The sequence below is a fragment of the Mesomycoplasma sp. genome, assembly GCF_056854695.1.
On record NZ_JBXGGF010000006.1, the window covers coordinates 1 to 17,325 of the forward strand.

Genomic DNA, 17,325 nt, shown 5'->3' on the forward strand with positions numbered 1-17,325 from the left:
CCATCATTTTCACCAAGAACTAGTAACGCTGGACAACTAACTTGTTTAAGACCTTCGTCAATTTTGTCCATAATATAATCTTGTGGCAAAGTCATCCCTAAGGCCACAATGTTGTCATTATTATGATATTCATAATCAAAAGTAGCTGTTGCTCATTCAAGTCATTTTGGATCTTTGTATTTTTCTTTGTCATATTCATAAATAGTCATAAAATCCAACATTTGCTGAGGTGTTTTTGGAAAAAAATTGTCTTTAAATAATTGAGCTAATGGCATATTTGCTTTATTCATTGGACCAATAAAGACAATTTTTTTAATTAATTCAGGAATTAATTTATAAACTAAGGCAGCATTACCAGCTCCCATAGAGTGACCAACTAAAATTACATCTTTAAGATTGAGAGCTTTGATAAAGCGTACCAATTCATGAGCATAATACTCCATATTCAGCTGGTGTGGCATTGCAGGTGTCATATTGCACCCTGGTAAAGTAAATGAAAAATAATTAACATCTTTTAAATCTGCCACAGCAGATCAAAAAACATTGTGATTTGAGTTAAAACCATGACAAAACACAATATTAATTTTATTGTTTTTATCATAATTTACTACATAGGGGTAATCTCAATTAAATTGATTCATATTGTCCTTTATTAATTGTTTTTAAAAAAATAAATTAGTTTATTAATTTAAATTATACTAATTTTAAAATAAAAAGTCAAAGCATTTTGAAGGTTTTTCTTCAAAAACTAGTAATTGAAAATCTAAAAATTTGAAATTACTAGTTTTTATTTTTAACAGATTCTTAAAAAAATAAAAGAAAATACCAAAGTAAAACTTTGGTTTTTGTATTATATGATTTTGAAAAAACTACTATTTTAGAATTTCGGTAACAGTTCCAGCACCAACAGTTCTTCCACCTTCACGGATAGAGAATTTGGTTCCTTGCTCAACAGCAATAGGTGCAATAAGTTCAACAGTTAAATCAATATTGTCACCTGGTACAACCATTTCGGCATCAAATTCTAATCCACCAGTTACGTCAGTAGTTCTAAAGTAAAATTGAGGTTTGTAGTTTTTGAAAAATGGAGTGTGACGTCCACCTTCTTCTTTTTTAAGAACATAAACAGCTGCTTTAAAACGAGTGTGAGGAACGATGGTTTTTGGTTTTGCAATAACTTGTCCACGTTCAATGTCTTTACGATCAATACCACGTAGTAGAACACCAGCATTGTCCCCTGCCATAGCTGATTGTAAGTTTTTGTTAAACATTTCAATTCCGGTAACAACAGTTTTTTTAGGTTCGTTGTTAAATCCGATAATTTCAACTTCTTCGTTTAATTTAACTTGTCCACGCTCAACTTTACCAGTTGCAACAGTTCCACGACCAGTAATTGTGAAAACGTCTTCAACTGCCATTAAGAATGGTTTGTCCATTTCACGCACAGGTGAGTCGATTCAAGTATCAACTGCATCCATTAATTCGTGAATTTTAGCTTCTCATTCAGGTTTTCCTTCAAGAGCTAATTTCGCTGAACCACGAACGATAGGTGTGTTATCTCCATCAAAGTCGTATGATGAAAGCAAGTCACGAATTTCAACCTCAACAAGGTCGATCATTTCTTCTTCACCTTCAAGCATGTCAACTTTGTTTAAAAATACAACCATTTTTGGAACACCAACTTGTTTAGAAAGCAAAATGTGTTCACGAGTTTGAGGCATTGGTCCATCAGTTGCAGCAACAACTAGAATTGCTCCATCCATTTGAGCAGCCCCAGTAATCATATTTTTAATGTAGTCAGCATGACCTGGACAGTCAACGTGAGCATAGTGTCTTTTATCAGTGCTGTACTCGATGTGAGCGGTATTAATGGTAATACCTCTAGCTTTTTCTTCAGGAGCAGCATCGATTGAAGCGTAATCTTTAGCTTCAGCTAATCCTTTTTTAGAAAGCACAGTTGAAATAGCTGCGGTTAAAGTTGTTTTACCATGGTCAACGTGTCCAATGGTACCAATATTAATATGTTCTTTACTACGATCAAAATCTTGTTTTGCCATAATGAATCCTTTCTTATAAATGATTTATTTTGATTGTCTTTAAGTACTTAAAACCACCAAAGAATAGCCTTTCAACTATTTCCTATCCACATTAAGTCTTAAGTGCTAAATTTTAACAAAAAAACACTAAAAAATAAAATAATTAATAGTGTTTTATTCAAAAAGCGCTTTTTTAGAACCAAAATAAACGAAATTATTTAAAAATATTTTTGTAAATTTGTTCATAATTAGTAACTGGAATAAATTTAATAGTTTTATGAACTTCTTTTGGAATATCAGGAAGATGTTTTTCATTAGATTTTGGAATAAAAATAGTTTTAATACCACTTTTAAAGGCACCAAGTGATTTTTCTTTTAAACCACCAATTTGTAAAACTTTTCCATGTAAGGTAATTTCACCTGTCATTGCAATTTCATATGGAACTGCTTTATTAAGTAATGCAGAGATAATTGCAGTTGTAAAGGTGACACCAGCTGAAGGCCCATCTTTTGGAACAGCACCTTCTGGAACATGAATATGAAATTGATTTGCTCCAAAGTCAAAATTAATTCCAAATTTTTTAGAATTAGCTTGCACATATGATAAAGCAATTCTAGCAGATTCTTGCATCACATCTTTTAGTTGTCCGGTTAATTTAATATCACCTTGACCAGGACTTATAACAACTTCTATTTGTAAAGCAGAACCACCATAAGTGGAATAACTAAGACCATTTACAACTCCGGGTTGTGATTTTTTGTCAAGATCATCTGGGTCGAATTTAGTAATACCCAATAATTGTTCGACATTATCTTGACTAATTTTATATTTAGAATCTTTAATTTCACCATTTAGTAAAAGTACAATGATTTTACGAGCCATTTTGTCAAAAACACGTTTTAATTCTCTAACTCCAGGTTCATAAGTGTAACGTTTTACAACATAATCAATGGTTTTATCACTAATTTGAAAATATTTTGAATCTAATGTATTTTCAGATAAAACTTGTGGAATTAAGTAATTTTTAGCAATATCAATTTTTTCTAAAAATGTATAAGAAGAAAGTTCGATAATTTCTACCCTATCCAATAATGGTTCTGGAATGGTCTCTCATGAATTTGCTGTAGCAACAAACATAACTTTAGATAAATCATATTCAATTTCTAAATAGTTGTCTTGAAAAAAACGATTTTGTTCAGGATCTAAAATTTCTAACATAGCGGCTGCTGGATCGCCACGATGGCTAGCAGGCGCTAATTTGTCGATTTCATCAAGCAAAATTAAAGGATTAGAAACTCCAGCTTTTTTAATAGCTCGCACAATTTTGCCAGGCATTGCTCCTACATAAGTACGGCGATGTCCACGTAATTCTGATTCATCACCTACACCACCAAGTGAAATTTTGACAAATTCTTTACCTAAAGCATCAGCGATTGAACGTGCAATAGATGTTTTACCAGTTCCAGGAGGACCTACCAAAGTTAAAATAGGCATTGATGACATTTTTTTTAATTTATTACGTTTTTGATTCACAAACAAAGAGTGATCAATATTTTCATCACCAATAGTTTCAATTTTAAAACCAGTAGATTTTTGACTCTCTCTACGATGAATTAGAGTGGCCAAATATTCAACAATCCGTTTTTTAATTTCTGTCAGTCCGAAATGATCGTTGTCTAGTTGTTTTTTAACAGATTCTAAATCAAGATGATCCATTGATACTTTTCTTCAAGGTAACTGCATCACTAAATCTATATAATTTTTTGTAATTCCAGCTTCAGGAGAAGATGACATCATACCCTTTAATTTTTGAATTTCACGCCTTACAGTTTCGTGTGTATCGATTGGATATTGTTTTCGACCTAAGTCTGAATTGAGTTTATCTTCAAGCATATCATCATAACGCTGGTCTTCACCTAAACGTTTGCGAATTGCTTTAATTTTTTCTCTTAAAATAAATTCTGTTTGTTGACGATCTAAGTTAGACTTCAAAATTGTATTGATTTCTTCTTCTAAATCGGCATTTTGCTCTAAAGCATGAATAGCTTTTGCAATATATTTTATTTTTGAAACATAACTATTAAAAGAGAATATATCGCATTTTTGCAAATAACTAAATGCATCTGAACTAGCCAATAAGTTAATTACTTCCTTAATTAGTTCGGGAGTTGTTGTTGCTTGGGCAAAACTTTCAAAATTTTTGATTATATGTGTTAAAACTGAAGAATCTGAAAAATTACTTTTATTTTTTACTGAGTCAATCATAGACTTTAAAACTTGAATTGTAATATCTCTTTGACTTGTTGTTTCACGAGCAGTTTTTACACTACCTAATAATAAATTATTCATTGTTTTATTGCTAAAACTAATAATTTTTACTTTATTCAAAACAACAAAACTAATATCAACAGAGTTCCATTGACCTTTTGAATCTGTTTTTACCTCAAATTCAACAATTTCAATTAATGAACCATATTCGTAAATATCATCTAAAGAATTTATATTATTTGTTTCATTTTTTGGATAAATAAAAACTGCTTTGGTATTTTTTAAACCACTTATTCCTATAAATTCCTCTAACTCTTTAAAATGTTTGATTATTGAATGTTTATCGAAAGTGGTATGAAAAGTTTCGTGTGTACCATTAAAATAAACATTTTTGTTTACTGGTATAAATTTGTATTTAAGATAACTATCTTTTTCTTGTGTCATGATAAATTCCTTATATTTTGTTATATCTGTTTTGAAAGTCCAAATTAAAAATTATAGCATCTTTGACTAAAACAAAATTCTTGAACTCATTCTTTATTATTCAAATACTAATTAATAAAATGAATAACTAAACTAAAAACCATTACGTTTTTGAAAAATTTTTATTACAAAATAAAGCGGCATCGCCAAAATAGAACTAATTGAAAAATTAACTAAATTAAATGGAAAATATAAAACAAAAACAAATGCTCAATAACTAAAATTATCGCTTTTAAACATGATTTTCGATATATTAGACCATTGATTTTGCACATATAAAAAACTATTACTATTTGAAACGCCATAAAGATTGAAAAAAACTGGACTAATAAACAAACCATTTAATAATGTCATGATAAAAGATGTCAACAATGTTGTCCCAAATAATGAAATTGCCAAATTGATGTGTCTTCTTTTAATTTTAGTTTTCTTCATTACAATATTGTTTTCTTGATTAGTTTTATTTCTTTTATTAAATATATTATTTAATAAGAAATCTAAACCTAAAAAGATAAAAATAAAAAAAATAGATGCTAATAAAAAAACAAAATGAGAAAAATAACCAATATGCAAGGGCATTGGTATAATAAATGGCCCCAACAAAAACCTAATAATCAAGGCTATTCATCCAAGTTCTCAACCTGCAAGCATAAAAATAGGTAAAATAAACAAAGTTGACAAATCAACTTTAAGTCCTATTTGATAAAATATTGGTCAAGTGAGGAATGTGTGTGAAAAATAAAGAAATAAAATTGATATTGATAGCAAGATTCCAGTGACACTCATTTTAAAAATGATGTTCCGGTGATAATAAATTGCACTCATTTTTTTTCCTTTAATATAATTTATAAATTAATAAAGTCTATCTCCCGCATCACCCAATCCAGGAATAATGTAACCTTTTTCATTTAATTTTTGATCAAGAGAAATAGTATAAATATCTACATCACTATGATGTTGTTCAAGATACCTAACCCCTTCAGGAGCAGCAATCACACTTGCAACAACAATATTTTTGTGTCCTAATTCTTTCAATCTATCTATTGCAACTTTTAAAGAATGACCTGTTGCAAGCATTGGATCAAGTACTACAGTAAAATCATCATTGCTAACTGGTAACTTATCTAAATAAGTGGTGATGTTCAAATCACTTTGGCGTTCTAGTCCTAAATGCGCTATTCGGACATTAGGTTCTACTTCTGTAAAAGCAGAAACCAAACCAAGACCAGCTCGTAAAATAGGTACTAATAAAATTGATTTAGTAAAACTTTGTCCTACAAATTCATAACCTATTTTGCTTTTAGCAATTATATCACGACTTTGATATTTTTCAAAAACTTTTATTGCTAAAAACAAACCAATTTCATGCATTAATTGGCGAAATTCAGTTTGCAAACTCGGCTGTCGTAATTTTGTTAACTTAATTTGAGCTAAAGGATGATTTATGATTGATAACATTAATAACCTCCTTCAGATTTCCCTAATCCAAAAATAGCAAGTGAAGAAGAAGTTCCAAAGCGAGTTGCTCCATTTTCAAAAAATAATTTCAAATCATCTAAAGTTTTAATTCCACCCGCCGCTTTAATTGCCACTTTATCACCAACAGCTTCTTTAATAATTCGGATATCTTCCAAAGTTGCTCCACGATAAGAAAAACCTGTTGATGTTTTAACAAAATCAGCGCCACTTGTTGCAACCAATTGTGAAACCTTGATAATTTGTTGTTGAGTTAACAAAGCAGTTTCAACAATAACTTTTAAAATTTTAGTGCCAATTGCTTTTTTTACTTGTTTAATTTCATTAAGCACATATTCAAAGTTATCCTCTTTGAGTTTACCAACATTGATAACCATATCAACTTCATCAGCTCCATGACGGATGGCAAGTTCAGCCTCATGGACTTTAATTTGAGTTATGTTTGCTCCCAATGGAAATCCTACAACAGCTACAATGCCTATAGGTGCATCGCCAAGTTGCTCTTTTGCATATTTAACTCAGCCCGAATTTACACAAATATGACCAAAACCGTATTGTTTTGCTTGTGATACTAAGGTTGCTATATCCTTAGAAGTTGCTTCTGCTTTGAGCAAAGTGTGATCAACTAGTTTTTTTAAATCCATTAACTATAACTCCCTCAAAACATTTTTGCTTTGTGTGGTTTGTCAATAATAGAATATGATTGTTCAATTAAAGGTTGAAGTTGATCAATGGGAATTTCTTTAGATGAATATAGTACAAAAAGAACTTGATCTTCAACAACATAGTCACCGTTCTCACAAAACAATTGAACCCCTGCATCGTTGTCAATTTCATCATCTTTAAAACTACGACCACTTCCAAGTTGGTGAGCTATTTTACCAAAAGCAAGCGCTGATTCTCATTTAACATATCCACCTTGTTGTGCACGAACCTCATATTTATGAGCTGGAGTTCAAAAATCAAAAGAAGTAATTTCTTTTGGGTTTCCACCTTGAGCTATAATCATTTGATTGAATTTTTCCAAAGCGGACCCTGAGTCAATAGTTTGCTGTATTAACCGTTTTGCCTCACTTTCTTTATGAGAACCTCAATTGATTAATAAGCGTTCCACCATTGAAAAAACAAATTTAGATAGTGAATCTTTTTGGTTACCAGCTAAAATAGCTTGAGCTTCAATCACTTCATTTTTATTTCCAATCATTTTTCCTAATGGTAATGACATATTAGTAATTTCAACAAAAGTTTTTTTACCAAAATGGTTTCCAATGTCAACAAGTTTTTGAGCTAGCAATTTAGCATCTGAAAGTTTTTTCATAAATGCACCATCACCAAACTTGACATCAATCAAAATTAAATCAGAACCAATTGCAATTTTTTTAGACATAATAGATGATGCAATCAATCCAATTGAATTCACAGTCCCTGTCACATCACGAAGAGCATATAATTTTTTATCTGCTGGAACTAAATGCTTGCTTTGTGAAATAATAGCAAGACCTATTTTATCAACTTGAGCTAAAAATTTATCAACAGTAATTGCTGTATTAAGGTTTGTGATCGACTCAAGTTTATCTATAGTACCACCTGTAAATCCAAGACCACGACCAGCCATTTTAGGAAACTTATAACCCAGAGCAGCTAAAATTGGACCTATAATAAGTGATAATTTATCACCTACCCCACCTGTTGAGTGCTTATCAATTTTAAATCCAGAAATTGAACTTAAATCCAATTTTTTTCCAGATTCTACCATAGCTTGGGTTAAAGCAAAAATTTCTTGATCTGAAATTCCATTAATACAAATAGCTGTCAAAAGAGCTGAAGCTTGATAATCCTTGATAGTTCCATTTTGGAAACCTTTAATAAAAAACTCTATTTCCTGGCTAGTTAATTTTTGATTTTGAGATTTTTTTTCAATAATTTCAACAATATTCATTATGAAAGTTCTAGTCCTAATTTCATCATTTTAATAAAACTTTGTTCACGGTCTTGAGAAGAAAGTGATTCACCTGTTACTAAGCTGTCTGAAATAGTCAAAATTGATGCAGCTTTTTTGTTCAAGAAATTAGCAACTGTAAATAGAGCATAACTTTCCATCTCAACAGCTGAGGCTTTGGTAATTTCGATAGTTTGTTCAAGTGGGCGTGTTGCATAAAACACATCAGTTGAATGCACAGTTTCAAGTGTTAACTGTTGGCCTTCTTTTATCGCTTTTCCTAAAATATCTACAATAAGATCATTATGAGCTTGAGCTTTATGTGTTTTTTTACCGGTTAATAGTTCAGAAAATGAACAATTTTCAGAATACACGTCTTTTGCAAGAATTACATCATGAACATTAAGTCGTTTTGTGTAGCTTCCTGCGGAACCAAGACGAACTATTTTTTCAACATCATAAAACTTAAATAATTCATAAGCATAAATGCCAATAGAACCGCTCCCCATTCCTGAGGATGCCACACTAACTTTTCTACCTTTGTAAAATCCTGTATAAATTAAATTGTTTCTAACAGATGAAACTAAAACAGCATCTGTTAGAAAGTTTTCAGCAATAAATTTTGCACGCAAAGGATCACCAGGCATCAAAACCAAACTTGCTATCGAACCCTTAGGAGCATTAATGTGTGGAGTCATAACTTTACCTTCTTTCATTTTGAATGTTCTCTTATATTTTACTAGTTTTTAAGTAGATTGCAAATTATTTTTTACTAATTTAATTACTCTTTAAATGTTTTTTAAATAAAAAATATATACTTTTATATTTAAAAAATATTGCAATTTATAGTTTTTATAAGCAATTTGAAATTAATGTTGAAAACAACAGTTAGGACTTAAATGAAATTATCTACTAACAATCCTAGTAACACAAAAAAACAACAAGATTTAATTAACGAGTTTAAATCTAAATTGATTCGTTTAACTAATTTAAAAGCAACTAATGAATTCAAACAACTAAATAGTGAACTTGATGAAATCAAACATTGAATCCCTTTAGTACTTGAACAAATTTTTAATCTTGATTTTTGGATTAAAAAAACTTCTTCTTTAAATACAAAAACATCTATAGATGATAATAAAACTAATGTGATTAAAGAAGACTTAGATCTTCAGCTTCAATATGGTTTTGAAAAATGAGAAGCACTTATTGATAATTTAATAGAGCTTACAAATAAAATGGAATCTATTAACACAACTGTTAATTCAATTAAAGATATAACTTCTATTTTTGAACAAAAACTAACATCTTTAGGACAATCAACTAAAAATGTAAAAAATTGTCCTTACAAACACTAAAATCAAATTTAATTAATTATTTGGTTTTGTTTTTTCTAAACAAATATAGATATTTCGTTAAAAAAATAAATATAATTTGCTATTATGAAATTAAAAGGCAAAGCACTACTAATTACATTATTGCCACTTGTTACATTTTTTTCTTGTGGTCCAAATATCAACTATCCTGATGACCCAAGTAAGAATATTGTTATCAAAAATCCTAACACTACCAAGGAGATAAACCCACCAAAAGCGGTAGAAAACAAAAAAGTTGCAAAGTCAAATAAAAACACAGACTCAAAAGATAATAATATTAAACCAAAAAAGGTAGAAAACAAAGAGTTGCCACATGTAGATCTTAATGCTAATAAAAAACAAAAAGTAGATCAGCCAAATCAAATTAATTTAACTAACAAAAATAATAAAGAATTATTGAATCAACAAAAAGAATCTTCAAACATTAATAAAGTTGAAAAAACTGATGAAATAGACTATGATGATACACCTGTCAACATTAATTTAATTAATGCAAAGGATAAATTTTTTGAGTCTAAATTTGATAGTTTAACTAATATACAAAATTACATAGCTCCAAAACTCAATTGATCTAAGAATTATTTTGAATATAACATTGACTATAGCAAAGGTGGAATTAAAGAAGAAAATGACAATGCATTTTTAGGACAAAAAAACGAAAATCTTTTCATTTATTTTTTAGACAAACTAAATTTAAATTTAGTTAGCGGCCGCGAAGTTGATAAAGATAATTTCACATATTACAATAGATCTAAAGTGTTAAACACCTATTTGCTTAAATATTTTGGATTTAGATCAATTGATCCTAAAAATCGCAAATACGAACCAATTTTTCAAAGAAATATACGCTTTTCTGCAGGAACTGCTGTCTTACTAAATGCAAAAAATGGCAAAGCTGCTTTTCTAACTAACAGTCACGTCGTTAATGCTAAAAACCAAAAATTTTGAAGGTTAATGAATGATGCACAAGCGTCAAGAGGTGGTGGTAGAATACCAACACTAAGCCAGTTTATGCGTTATTATAAAGATGGGGAGTTCCATACTTTAAGTAATTCCCCATTAATTGAAATTTGATCACAAAAATATGCTCTTGAACATTCTCAAAATATTATCTGACAAAACCATTCAAGTCACAATTTTAAAACCTTACCCAATAAGACAGTTATAAATAATTGGGCGAAACATTATTATGACAAATATTTTACAGAAGCTACAAATTTTGACAATAAGGGTAAAGATTTAGCTATTTTCTATTTTAATTATAAAAGTTTTATTAGTGATATAAAAGAACTTGCTCAATATTGAAAAGAACACAAAAATGAAATGTTTTCAAATACCTCTGGCATTAATAGTCTTTGGCATGATAAATTTCAAAAAGTTATTGATCAATTGCCTGATTACGAAGATTTTTGAACTAAAATGGAAAGCTTAGGAGATTTAAAAATTTCCAACCAAAGTTGGTCTAATCAAGATGTTGATTATTCAACTAAAATGGGAACTTTTTATCCTGGAAATGCTTCTGCTAAAAATATGTTTAAAGGTGTTTATTTTGCTCCAAATCCCAACGATCCTTCTGACGTTGTTCCTTATTGATTTTCTACTAATGGACCCGGAGCATCAGGATCGGGAGTTTATAATACTGATGGTTCGCTGGCTTTTTTAAATCGAATTATTTTAGGTAATGATTCACTCAAACATCTTACATATGATAATTTCAACTTAAGCGCTTTTCTTTCATCAGGAGTTGTATTAAAGACAAAAAAGATTGATCTTACAAATGAAATTAAAAAGTTTTATGTTAAATAAAATTTTGAATAAGGTTAAATATAAATATATAAATAAATAAAAAAACACCAACTAGGTTGGTGTTTTTAATTATTGTAATAGTTAATTAAACTAAACTCATTCAATAATTGCCATTTTAGAACTATCACCTTGACGTGCAGGTAATTTAACAATTCTAGTGTAACCACCGTTACGATCTTTAAAACGAGGAGCTAGAGTTTCAAAGATATATGGCATAATGTGTTGTTCTTTTTTACCTTCTTTAACCATTTCTGGACGTACAAAAGCAAGAACATAACGACGAGCTGCTAGAGTATCTTTTTTAGCTTTAGTAATTAACTTTTCTGCATGTTTACGTAACTCTTTAGCACGTTGCAAAGTGGTTGTAAGGTGACCATGCAAAATTAGTGAAGAAACTTGAGAACGTAATACATGTTTTCTTCAAGTTGCATCACGACGATAAATTTGATGTGGATTTGCCATAATTATTCTCCTAATTTAAGTTCAATATTGTGTTCACGAAGTTTTTCAATAATTTCTTGAACTGATTTTTTTCCTAAATTTTTAATATTTTCAAGTTCTTCGCGAGTTAATTCTTGAATATCAGATACTTTGTAATAATGAGCGCGATGAAGCGCATTTAATGAACGAACTGATAAATCAAGTGATGAAAGATCAAGAGAATTCTTTTTAGGTGTGTTTTCTTTGAATTTAATTTCTTCAAAAAAATCTTCACTTCTAATGTTAAGATTCTCAGTGTTACTTACTATTTGTAAATGAGCAATTAAAATTTTTGCAGCTTCTGCAATTGCATCTTTGGCAAAAACAGTTCCATCTGTTTTTAGTGAAAGAACTAATTTTTCTTCAACAATTGGATTTGATGAGTTAATTTCACTAGCTTCATAGTTAACACTTACAACTGGTGAAAAATCACTATCAACTGCTAATATAGTTCCACTTGATAAACTACTATGCAATTGACCTTCTAATTCAGAGACTTTTTTCTTGTTAGTTTCAAAGTCTACAAATCCTTTACCTGCACAAATAAATAATTCAAATTGCAATGCTCCCTGTTTAGAAACATCAGCAATATGTTGATCAATATTTACAATTTCAAGCCCACCAGTGCTAGTAATATCCTTAGCACGTAATTGACCTACTTTTGATCCTGTAAAACTTACAACTTGAATAGGGTTTGCTTCAAATAATGATTCGTTAAAACGAAAACGAATTTTTTTAAGATTGTTTAAAATGGTTACAACATCTTCAACAACATTGTCTAGCACACTAAATTCGTGATCAATACCTGCAATTTTAATTGCAAAAACAGAAGCGGATGTAATTGATGATAAGGCAGTGCGACGAAGTGCATTTCCTATGGTATTACCAAGACCACGTTCCAAAGGTTTTAGTTCAAATATAGTATTAAAGTCACTAATTTGTTTGTTAGTGTTTTCATTATAATAAACTTTAGCGTATTTTTTCACTTGTATCTCCTAACGTTTTTCAAGACGTTTGAAGTATTTGCGAGGTGGGCGAGTTCCATTGTGAGGAATTGGAGTAACGTCTTTAACTTGTAAAATGTTGATTCCTGCAGTTTGAATTTGTTTACGAGCTGCTTCTTTACCTTGCCCACTACCACGAAGTTCAACATACACTTCTTTAATTCCATGTTCTTTAGCTTTTTCACAAGCCGCGTTGGTAGCTAAAGTAGCTGCATAAGCAGTTTTTTTCTTAGTACCTTTAAATCCGATTGAACCAGATGAAGCTCATGAAATAACATTTCCAAGTTTGTCAGTGATGCTAACAATAGTATTTTGGTGACTGGAGTGAATATGAGCAATACCAGTGGTTATGTTTTTACTTTTTACTTTTTTAACTTTTTCTTTTTTAGCCATGATTCCTCCTTAATTATTTTTTAGCCTTTTTACCCATAATGGTTTTACGTGGACCTTTACGAGTACGTGCATTTTTTTGAGTTACTTGCCCACGCACAGGAAGCCCACGACGATGACGAATTCCACGGTAGCATTTAATTTCAACCAAACGTTTAATATCTGTTTGAACTTCACGACGCAAGTCACCTTCAGTTTTATACTCTTTTGCAACATCACGAATAATTTGCAAAATATCTTCTGGAATGTCTTTAACTTTAGTTTCTTGAGTAAGAACTGGGTATTTATCACCTAATTTTTCAGTTTGTAAACTAGCAACTTTGGCAATAATCTCAGCTGAAAGGGAACGTCCGATTCCAAAAATGCTAGTAAGTGCAATAACAACACGCTTGTTGTTAGGAATTTCAATATTTAATATTCTAGCCATAGTTATCCTTGTCTTTGTTTATGTTTTGCTAAGATACAAATTACTCTATTTGCACCTTTTCTTTTAATAACTTTACAGTCTTTACAAATGCGTTTAATACTTGCTCTAACTTTCATATTTTTCCTTATTTAATGCGATAAACAATTCTACCTTTGCTAAGGTCATAAGGTGACATTTCCACCTTAACTTGGTCACCAACTATAATTTTAATACGATGTAACTTCATTTTACCAGCAACATGACAATTAATTTTTACGCCATTTTCCAGTTTAACTTCGTACTCTTGAGCATTAAAAACTTGAGTGACTTCACCTGCAAAGACAATTTTATTTTCTTTTGTTGACATTTATTTTTTGATTTCTCCTGTTAAGACTATGCCTTTACCATTTTTAATTAAAACCATTTGTTCAAAATGCGCAGTGTTTTTACCATTAGCGGCCACAACACTTCATTTATCTGACAAAATTTTAACTTTTTTCGAACCTTGCAAAATCATTGGTTCAATGCATAAAACCATATTATCTTGTAATTTTGGACCACGTCTACCGATGCTAAAATTAAAAATATTAGGATCTTCATGTAAAGCAGTTCCAATACCATGACCGCAAAAAATATCAGTGGTATAAAGACCTGCATCGCTAATTACTTTGCCAATTGCAATACTAATATCATTTATATATGCACCTGGGCGAATTGCGGCAAGACCTGCAGCAAAAGCTTTTTCAGCAACATCGATGATTTTATAATCATCTTCAGTTACAAAACCAACAGCTTTAGTAAAGGCACTATCAGAGTAATAACCCTGATAAACTAGTCCAAGATCAATTGAAACAACATCACCATCTTTAATTATATAATCATCTGGAATACCATGAATTAAAGTAGCATTAACAGATGCGCAAATTGTGGCTGGAAAACCATGATAATTTAAAAAAGCTGGTTTTGCACCACGAGATTCAATCTCACCAAAAGCGATGGTGTCTAATTCTTTAAGTGAGATTCCTGGTCTTACAAGGTCATAAATAATTTGTTTTACCTCTGCCAGAATTGCGCCGCTTTTTGTTAGCAAAGCAATCTCAAAATCTTTTTTAATTAATGACATTTTGCTAAAATTTGCTCTGCTAAAATTTTAGGATCCTCATTACCATCAACTCTAAAAAGCAATCCTTTTTGCTCATAATAATCAATTAGCAAACTAGTTTCTTTGGCAAATACGTCAAGTCTATGCGCAATAACATCTGGTTGGTCATCTTTGCGTTGAATAACTTCGCTGTTATCATTATAACAAAATTTTCCATCTTTTGGTGGTAAATTTTTTAAATGATAAATTTGTTTGCACTCTGGACAAAAACGACGAAGTGAAAGACGATTAAAAATAATTTCATTGTCAATTTCTAAATAAATAACTCCATCGATTTTGATTTGACTTTTTAGTAAAAACTCAGCTTGATTAAGTGTGCGTGGGTAACCATCTAAAATAAAACCTTTATTACCTAAAGTTTCTAATTTTTCAGCAACCAATGAGTTGACAATATCATCACTTACATAACCACCACTAGAAATGGTAGTGTTAATTTTTTGAGCAAATTCTAGATCTGTAGCAATTTTTTGACGAAAAATATCACCTGTAGAAATATGTTCAATACCAGCTAATTCAACTAATGATTTAGCTAAAGTCCCTTTACCACTTCCTGGTGCTCCTAAAAAAATGAATTTTTTTTGCTCCAAACTATTTACCATAATAAATCACGATCGTGAATAATTCCTTTTTCCATATTTTTATTGATTTTTTTTCTTTTTACAATAATTTTTTCAGCATCGTGACGTGCTTTAATTTGTGATAAGGTCTCAAGTGCTGTAGTAGCTAAAATAATCACTGAAGTTCCACTAAAAGTAATTGCTTGTGGCATTCCAAAAATAATTTCAAGTGGTTGAAGAACTCCAATACTTGTTAAATAAATCGCACTAAAAACTGATAAACGCAACACCACACCAATTAAATAATCTTCTGTTTGTTCACCTGGGCGAATTCCAGGAATAAAGGTTGAATTTTTAGCAAAATCTTCTGAAATTTTATCAACTCTTGATTGTTGCAATGACATCACTATACTAAAAATAATATTGAAAAAAATAAAAATAGTTAGTCCTAGTGGATCTTGAATTCTCATATTATGTTGAATTCAATTGCTAGTTGCTGAAGTATTTGGGTCCAAAAAACCTGTAAACAACGATGGCAATGAAACGACAATTAATGAAAAAATAATTGGCATAATCCCTGCTGGATTAAGTTTGATTGGTAAAGTTGAAATTTCTTTAATGTTTTTAGTCATCCCAGATCCTGTTTGTTGAATTGGAATTTTTCGCTCTGCCAAATAAATATAAGTAACAAGAACAATTAATAAAACAAAACCAAAAACATAAGCTAAAAATCCTAAAATTTCACTAATTTTTGCCACAGAATCATGAGAAACAATGTAATCAAAAGCATAATTAAAACGTCTTGGTAAACCAATTGCAATACCTGAAAAAATAATTAGCGAAGTTCCATTACCAACACCTTTGTCAGTAATTTGTTCACTTAAAAATAAGGTAAACATCGAACCTGCAACTAAAATCAATGGTAAACCAACATATAAATAACCAAAAGAGTTATCTTCAATAGTTACAAATCGAAGTTGAGTATTAGTTATAACGGTTCTTACTAAAATTAAAGCTTGTACCAAAGCTATAACTAAAGTTAATGTTCTTGTAATTATGTTAATTTTTCGACGACCATGAGGTCCTGATTGTGATAAACGATGAATTGGTGGCACTAATTTAGTTTGTGCAATCATCATAATAAGTGATGCAGTAATAAAAGGACCAATTCCTAAAGCCACAATAGAAAAATTAAGCAATCCTCCTCCACCAACTGTATTGATAATACCTAAAAAAGAATTGTTATCTAATTGGAAATTAAGAAGTTTTAAACGAGGGATAGTTATTGTACCACAAATCACAAAAATTGTGAGCAAAAAAAATGTATAAAATATTTTACGTAACAAAACCTTATCTTTATAGACAAGGGTTATGTGGTTTTTTGTTTTGATATAGCTATTAGAGGCTTTATCAAAAAGTCGAGTTAATAATTTGAACACTAGCGAACCTCGACTTTTCCTCCTAAGGATTCAATAATTTTAGCCGCTTGCTCACTAATTGCATTAACAGTGATAGTTAAATTCTTTTTAGTTAATTTACCAGTAGCTAAAAGTTTAGCAGGTAAATTTTTACGACGCAAAACTTTGTTTATGTATAGTGATTCTAAACTAACTACATCACTATCATTATATTTAGCTTCAAGATCTGCAAGTGAAAAAGTTTCATATTTTACAGTGTTAACATTGTTAAACCCAACTTTAGGTACACGACGGTATCATGGGTTTTGTCCACCTTCAAAACCTAATCTAACTTTTGAACGTTTTTTTTGCCCAGATTGTCCACGACCTGCTTGTTTTCCTTTACCTGCTGCGTGTCCACGACCTTTACGGTGTTTTTCTGGACGAGATCCTGGAGTATATTGCAAATTTTCTAATTTAATTGCCATAATAATTCCTTTTTTGTTTTTGTTTAGTTAATTAAATAGTTAAGACTTGACTATTG

General features: G+C 30.4%; 20 protein-coding genes. 2 read left to right on the top strand and 18 right to left on the bottom strand.

The window, feature by feature from the left end; all coding sequences use genetic code 4:
• From ACJHWB_RS01405 to ACJHWB_RS01440, 8 genes are all read right to left on the bottom strand, one after another.
• The coding region (locus tag ACJHWB_RS01405; protein ID WP_483132729.1) for an alpha/beta fold hydrolase at nt 1-641 on the bottom strand (641 nt) is incomplete at its 3' end.
• A gap of 231 nt (nt 642-872) precedes the next feature.
• On the bottom strand, nt 873-2,057 hold the full coding sequence (gene tuf / locus ACJHWB_RS01410) for an elongation factor Tu (RefSeq protein WP_022934762.1): 1,185 nt from the start codon (nt 2,055-2,057) through the stop codon (nt 873-875).
• A 193-nt stretch (nt 2,058-2,250) separates the two neighbouring features.
• A complete protein-coding gene (gene lon / locus ACJHWB_RS01415) occupies nt 2,251-4,749 on the bottom strand; it encodes an endopeptidase La (protein WP_483132730.1) in 2,499 nt (832 codons plus the stop codon).
• 132 nt (nt 4,750-4,881) lie between these two features.
• A complete protein-coding gene (locus ACJHWB_RS01420) occupies nt 4,882-5,613 on the bottom strand; it encodes an MPN527 family putative ECF transporter permease subunit (protein WP_483132731.1) in 732 nt (243 codons plus the stop codon).
• A gap of 27 nt (nt 5,614-5,640) precedes the next feature.
• Nucleotides 5,641-6,246 carry a uracil phosphoribosyltransferase gene (upp, locus tag ACJHWB_RS01425; protein ID WP_483132732.1) on the bottom strand — a complete coding sequence of 202 codons (606 nt, stop codon included), beginning with the start codon at nt 6,244-6,246 and terminating at the stop codon, nt 5,641-5,643.
• A complete protein-coding gene (gene deoC / locus ACJHWB_RS01430) occupies nt 6,246-6,908 on the bottom strand; it encodes a deoxyribose-phosphate aldolase (protein ID WP_483132733.1) in 663 nt (220 codons plus the stop codon). The genes upp and deoC overlap by 1 nt, the downstream gene beginning before the upstream one ends.
• Nucleotides 6,908-8,203 (bottom strand): thymidine phosphorylase, encoded by a 1,296-nt coding sequence (locus ACJHWB_RS01435; RefSeq protein ID WP_483132734.1) that lies wholly within the window; start codon nt 8,201-8,203, stop codon nt 6,908-6,910. The genes deoC and ACJHWB_RS01435 overlap by 1 nt, the downstream gene beginning before the upstream one ends.
• A complete protein-coding gene (locus tag ACJHWB_RS01440) occupies nt 8,203-8,901 on the bottom strand; it encodes a purine-nucleoside phosphorylase (protein ID WP_483132774.1) in 699 nt (232 codons plus the stop codon). The genes ACJHWB_RS01435 and ACJHWB_RS01440 overlap by 1 nt, the downstream gene beginning before the upstream one ends.
• 201 nt (nt 8,902-9,102) lie before the next feature.
• Between ACJHWB_RS01440 and ACJHWB_RS01445 the strand changes: the two genes are divergently transcribed.
• Both ACJHWB_RS01445 and ACJHWB_RS01450 read left to right on the top strand, forming a co-directional pair.
• Nucleotides 9,103-9,561 carry a hypothetical protein gene (locus ACJHWB_RS01445; protein ID WP_483132735.1) on the top strand — a complete coding sequence of 153 codons (459 nt, stop codon included), beginning with the start codon at nt 9,103-9,105 and terminating at the stop codon, nt 9,559-9,561.
• 84 nt (nt 9,562-9,645) lie between these two features.
• Nucleotides 9,646-11,385 (top strand): Mhp366/Mhp367 family surface (lipo)protein, encoded by a 1,740-nt coding sequence (locus tag ACJHWB_RS01450; protein ID WP_483132736.1) that lies wholly within the window; start codon nt 9,646-9,648, stop codon nt 11,383-11,385.
• Nucleotides 11,386-11,475: 90 nt separating this feature from the next.
• Here the strand turns inward: ACJHWB_RS01450 and rplQ are convergent, their stop codons facing one another.
• From rplQ to rplO, 10 genes are read right to left on the bottom strand one after another with little or no spacing between them, the layout of a single operon-like run.
• Nucleotides 11,476-11,847 (bottom strand): 50S ribosomal protein L17, encoded by a 372-nt coding sequence (rplQ, locus tag ACJHWB_RS01455; RefSeq protein ID WP_483132737.1) that lies wholly within the window; start codon nt 11,845-11,847, stop codon nt 11,476-11,478.
• 2 nt (nt 11,848-11,849) lie between these two features.
• Complete coding sequence (locus tag ACJHWB_RS01460; RefSeq protein ID WP_483132738.1) at nt 11,850-12,851, bottom strand: DNA-directed RNA polymerase subunit alpha; 1,002 nt, start codon at nt 12,849-12,851, stop codon at nt 11,850-11,852.
• A gap of 9 nt (nt 12,852-12,860) precedes the next feature.
• Nucleotides 12,861-13,262, bottom strand: a complete 402-nt coding sequence (rpsK, locus tag ACJHWB_RS01465; RefSeq protein WP_483132739.1) for a 30S ribosomal protein S11 — start codon at nt 13,260-13,262, stop codon at nt 12,861-12,863.
• Between the two features lie 13 nt (nt 13,263-13,275).
• Entirely contained in the window at nt 13,276-13,686 is a 411-nt protein-coding gene (gene rpsM, locus ACJHWB_RS01470) for a 30S ribosomal protein S13 (protein WP_483132740.1), read from the bottom strand.
• A gap of 2 nt (nt 13,687-13,688) precedes the next feature.
• Nucleotides 13,689-13,802, bottom strand: a complete 114-nt coding sequence (gene rpmJ, locus ACJHWB_RS01475; RefSeq protein ID WP_022934749.1) for a 50S ribosomal protein L36 — start codon at nt 13,800-13,802, stop codon at nt 13,689-13,691.
• 8 nt (nt 13,803-13,810) lie between these two features.
• Nucleotides 13,811-14,032: a translation initiation factor IF-1 gene (gene infA, locus ACJHWB_RS01480; RefSeq protein ID WP_483129852.1), complete on the bottom strand. Its 222-nt coding sequence runs from the start codon at nt 14,030-14,032 to the stop codon at nt 13,811-13,813.
• Nucleotides 14,033-14,788, bottom strand: coding sequence for a type I methionyl aminopeptidase (map, locus tag ACJHWB_RS01485; protein ID WP_483132741.1), 756 nt, complete (start codon nt 14,786-14,788; stop codon nt 14,033-14,035).
• Nucleotides 14,779-15,426 carry an adenylate kinase family protein gene (locus ACJHWB_RS01490; RefSeq protein WP_483132742.1) on the bottom strand — a complete coding sequence of 216 codons (648 nt, stop codon included), beginning with the start codon at nt 15,424-15,426 and terminating at the stop codon, nt 14,779-14,781. Before ACJHWB_RS01490 ends, map begins: the two co-directional genes overlap by 10 nt.
• Complete coding sequence (secY, locus tag ACJHWB_RS01495) at nt 15,420-16,823, bottom strand: preprotein translocase subunit SecY (RefSeq protein WP_483132743.1); 1,404 nt, start codon at nt 16,821-16,823, stop codon at nt 15,420-15,422. The genes ACJHWB_RS01490 and secY overlap by 7 nt, the downstream gene beginning before the upstream one ends.
• Complete coding sequence (gene rplO, locus ACJHWB_RS01500; protein ID WP_483132744.1) at nt 16,823-17,269, bottom strand: 50S ribosomal protein L15; 447 nt, start codon at nt 17,267-17,269, stop codon at nt 16,823-16,825. The genes secY and rplO overlap by 1 nt, the downstream gene beginning before the upstream one ends.
• Between the last annotated feature and the right edge of the window lie 56 nt (nt 17,270-17,325).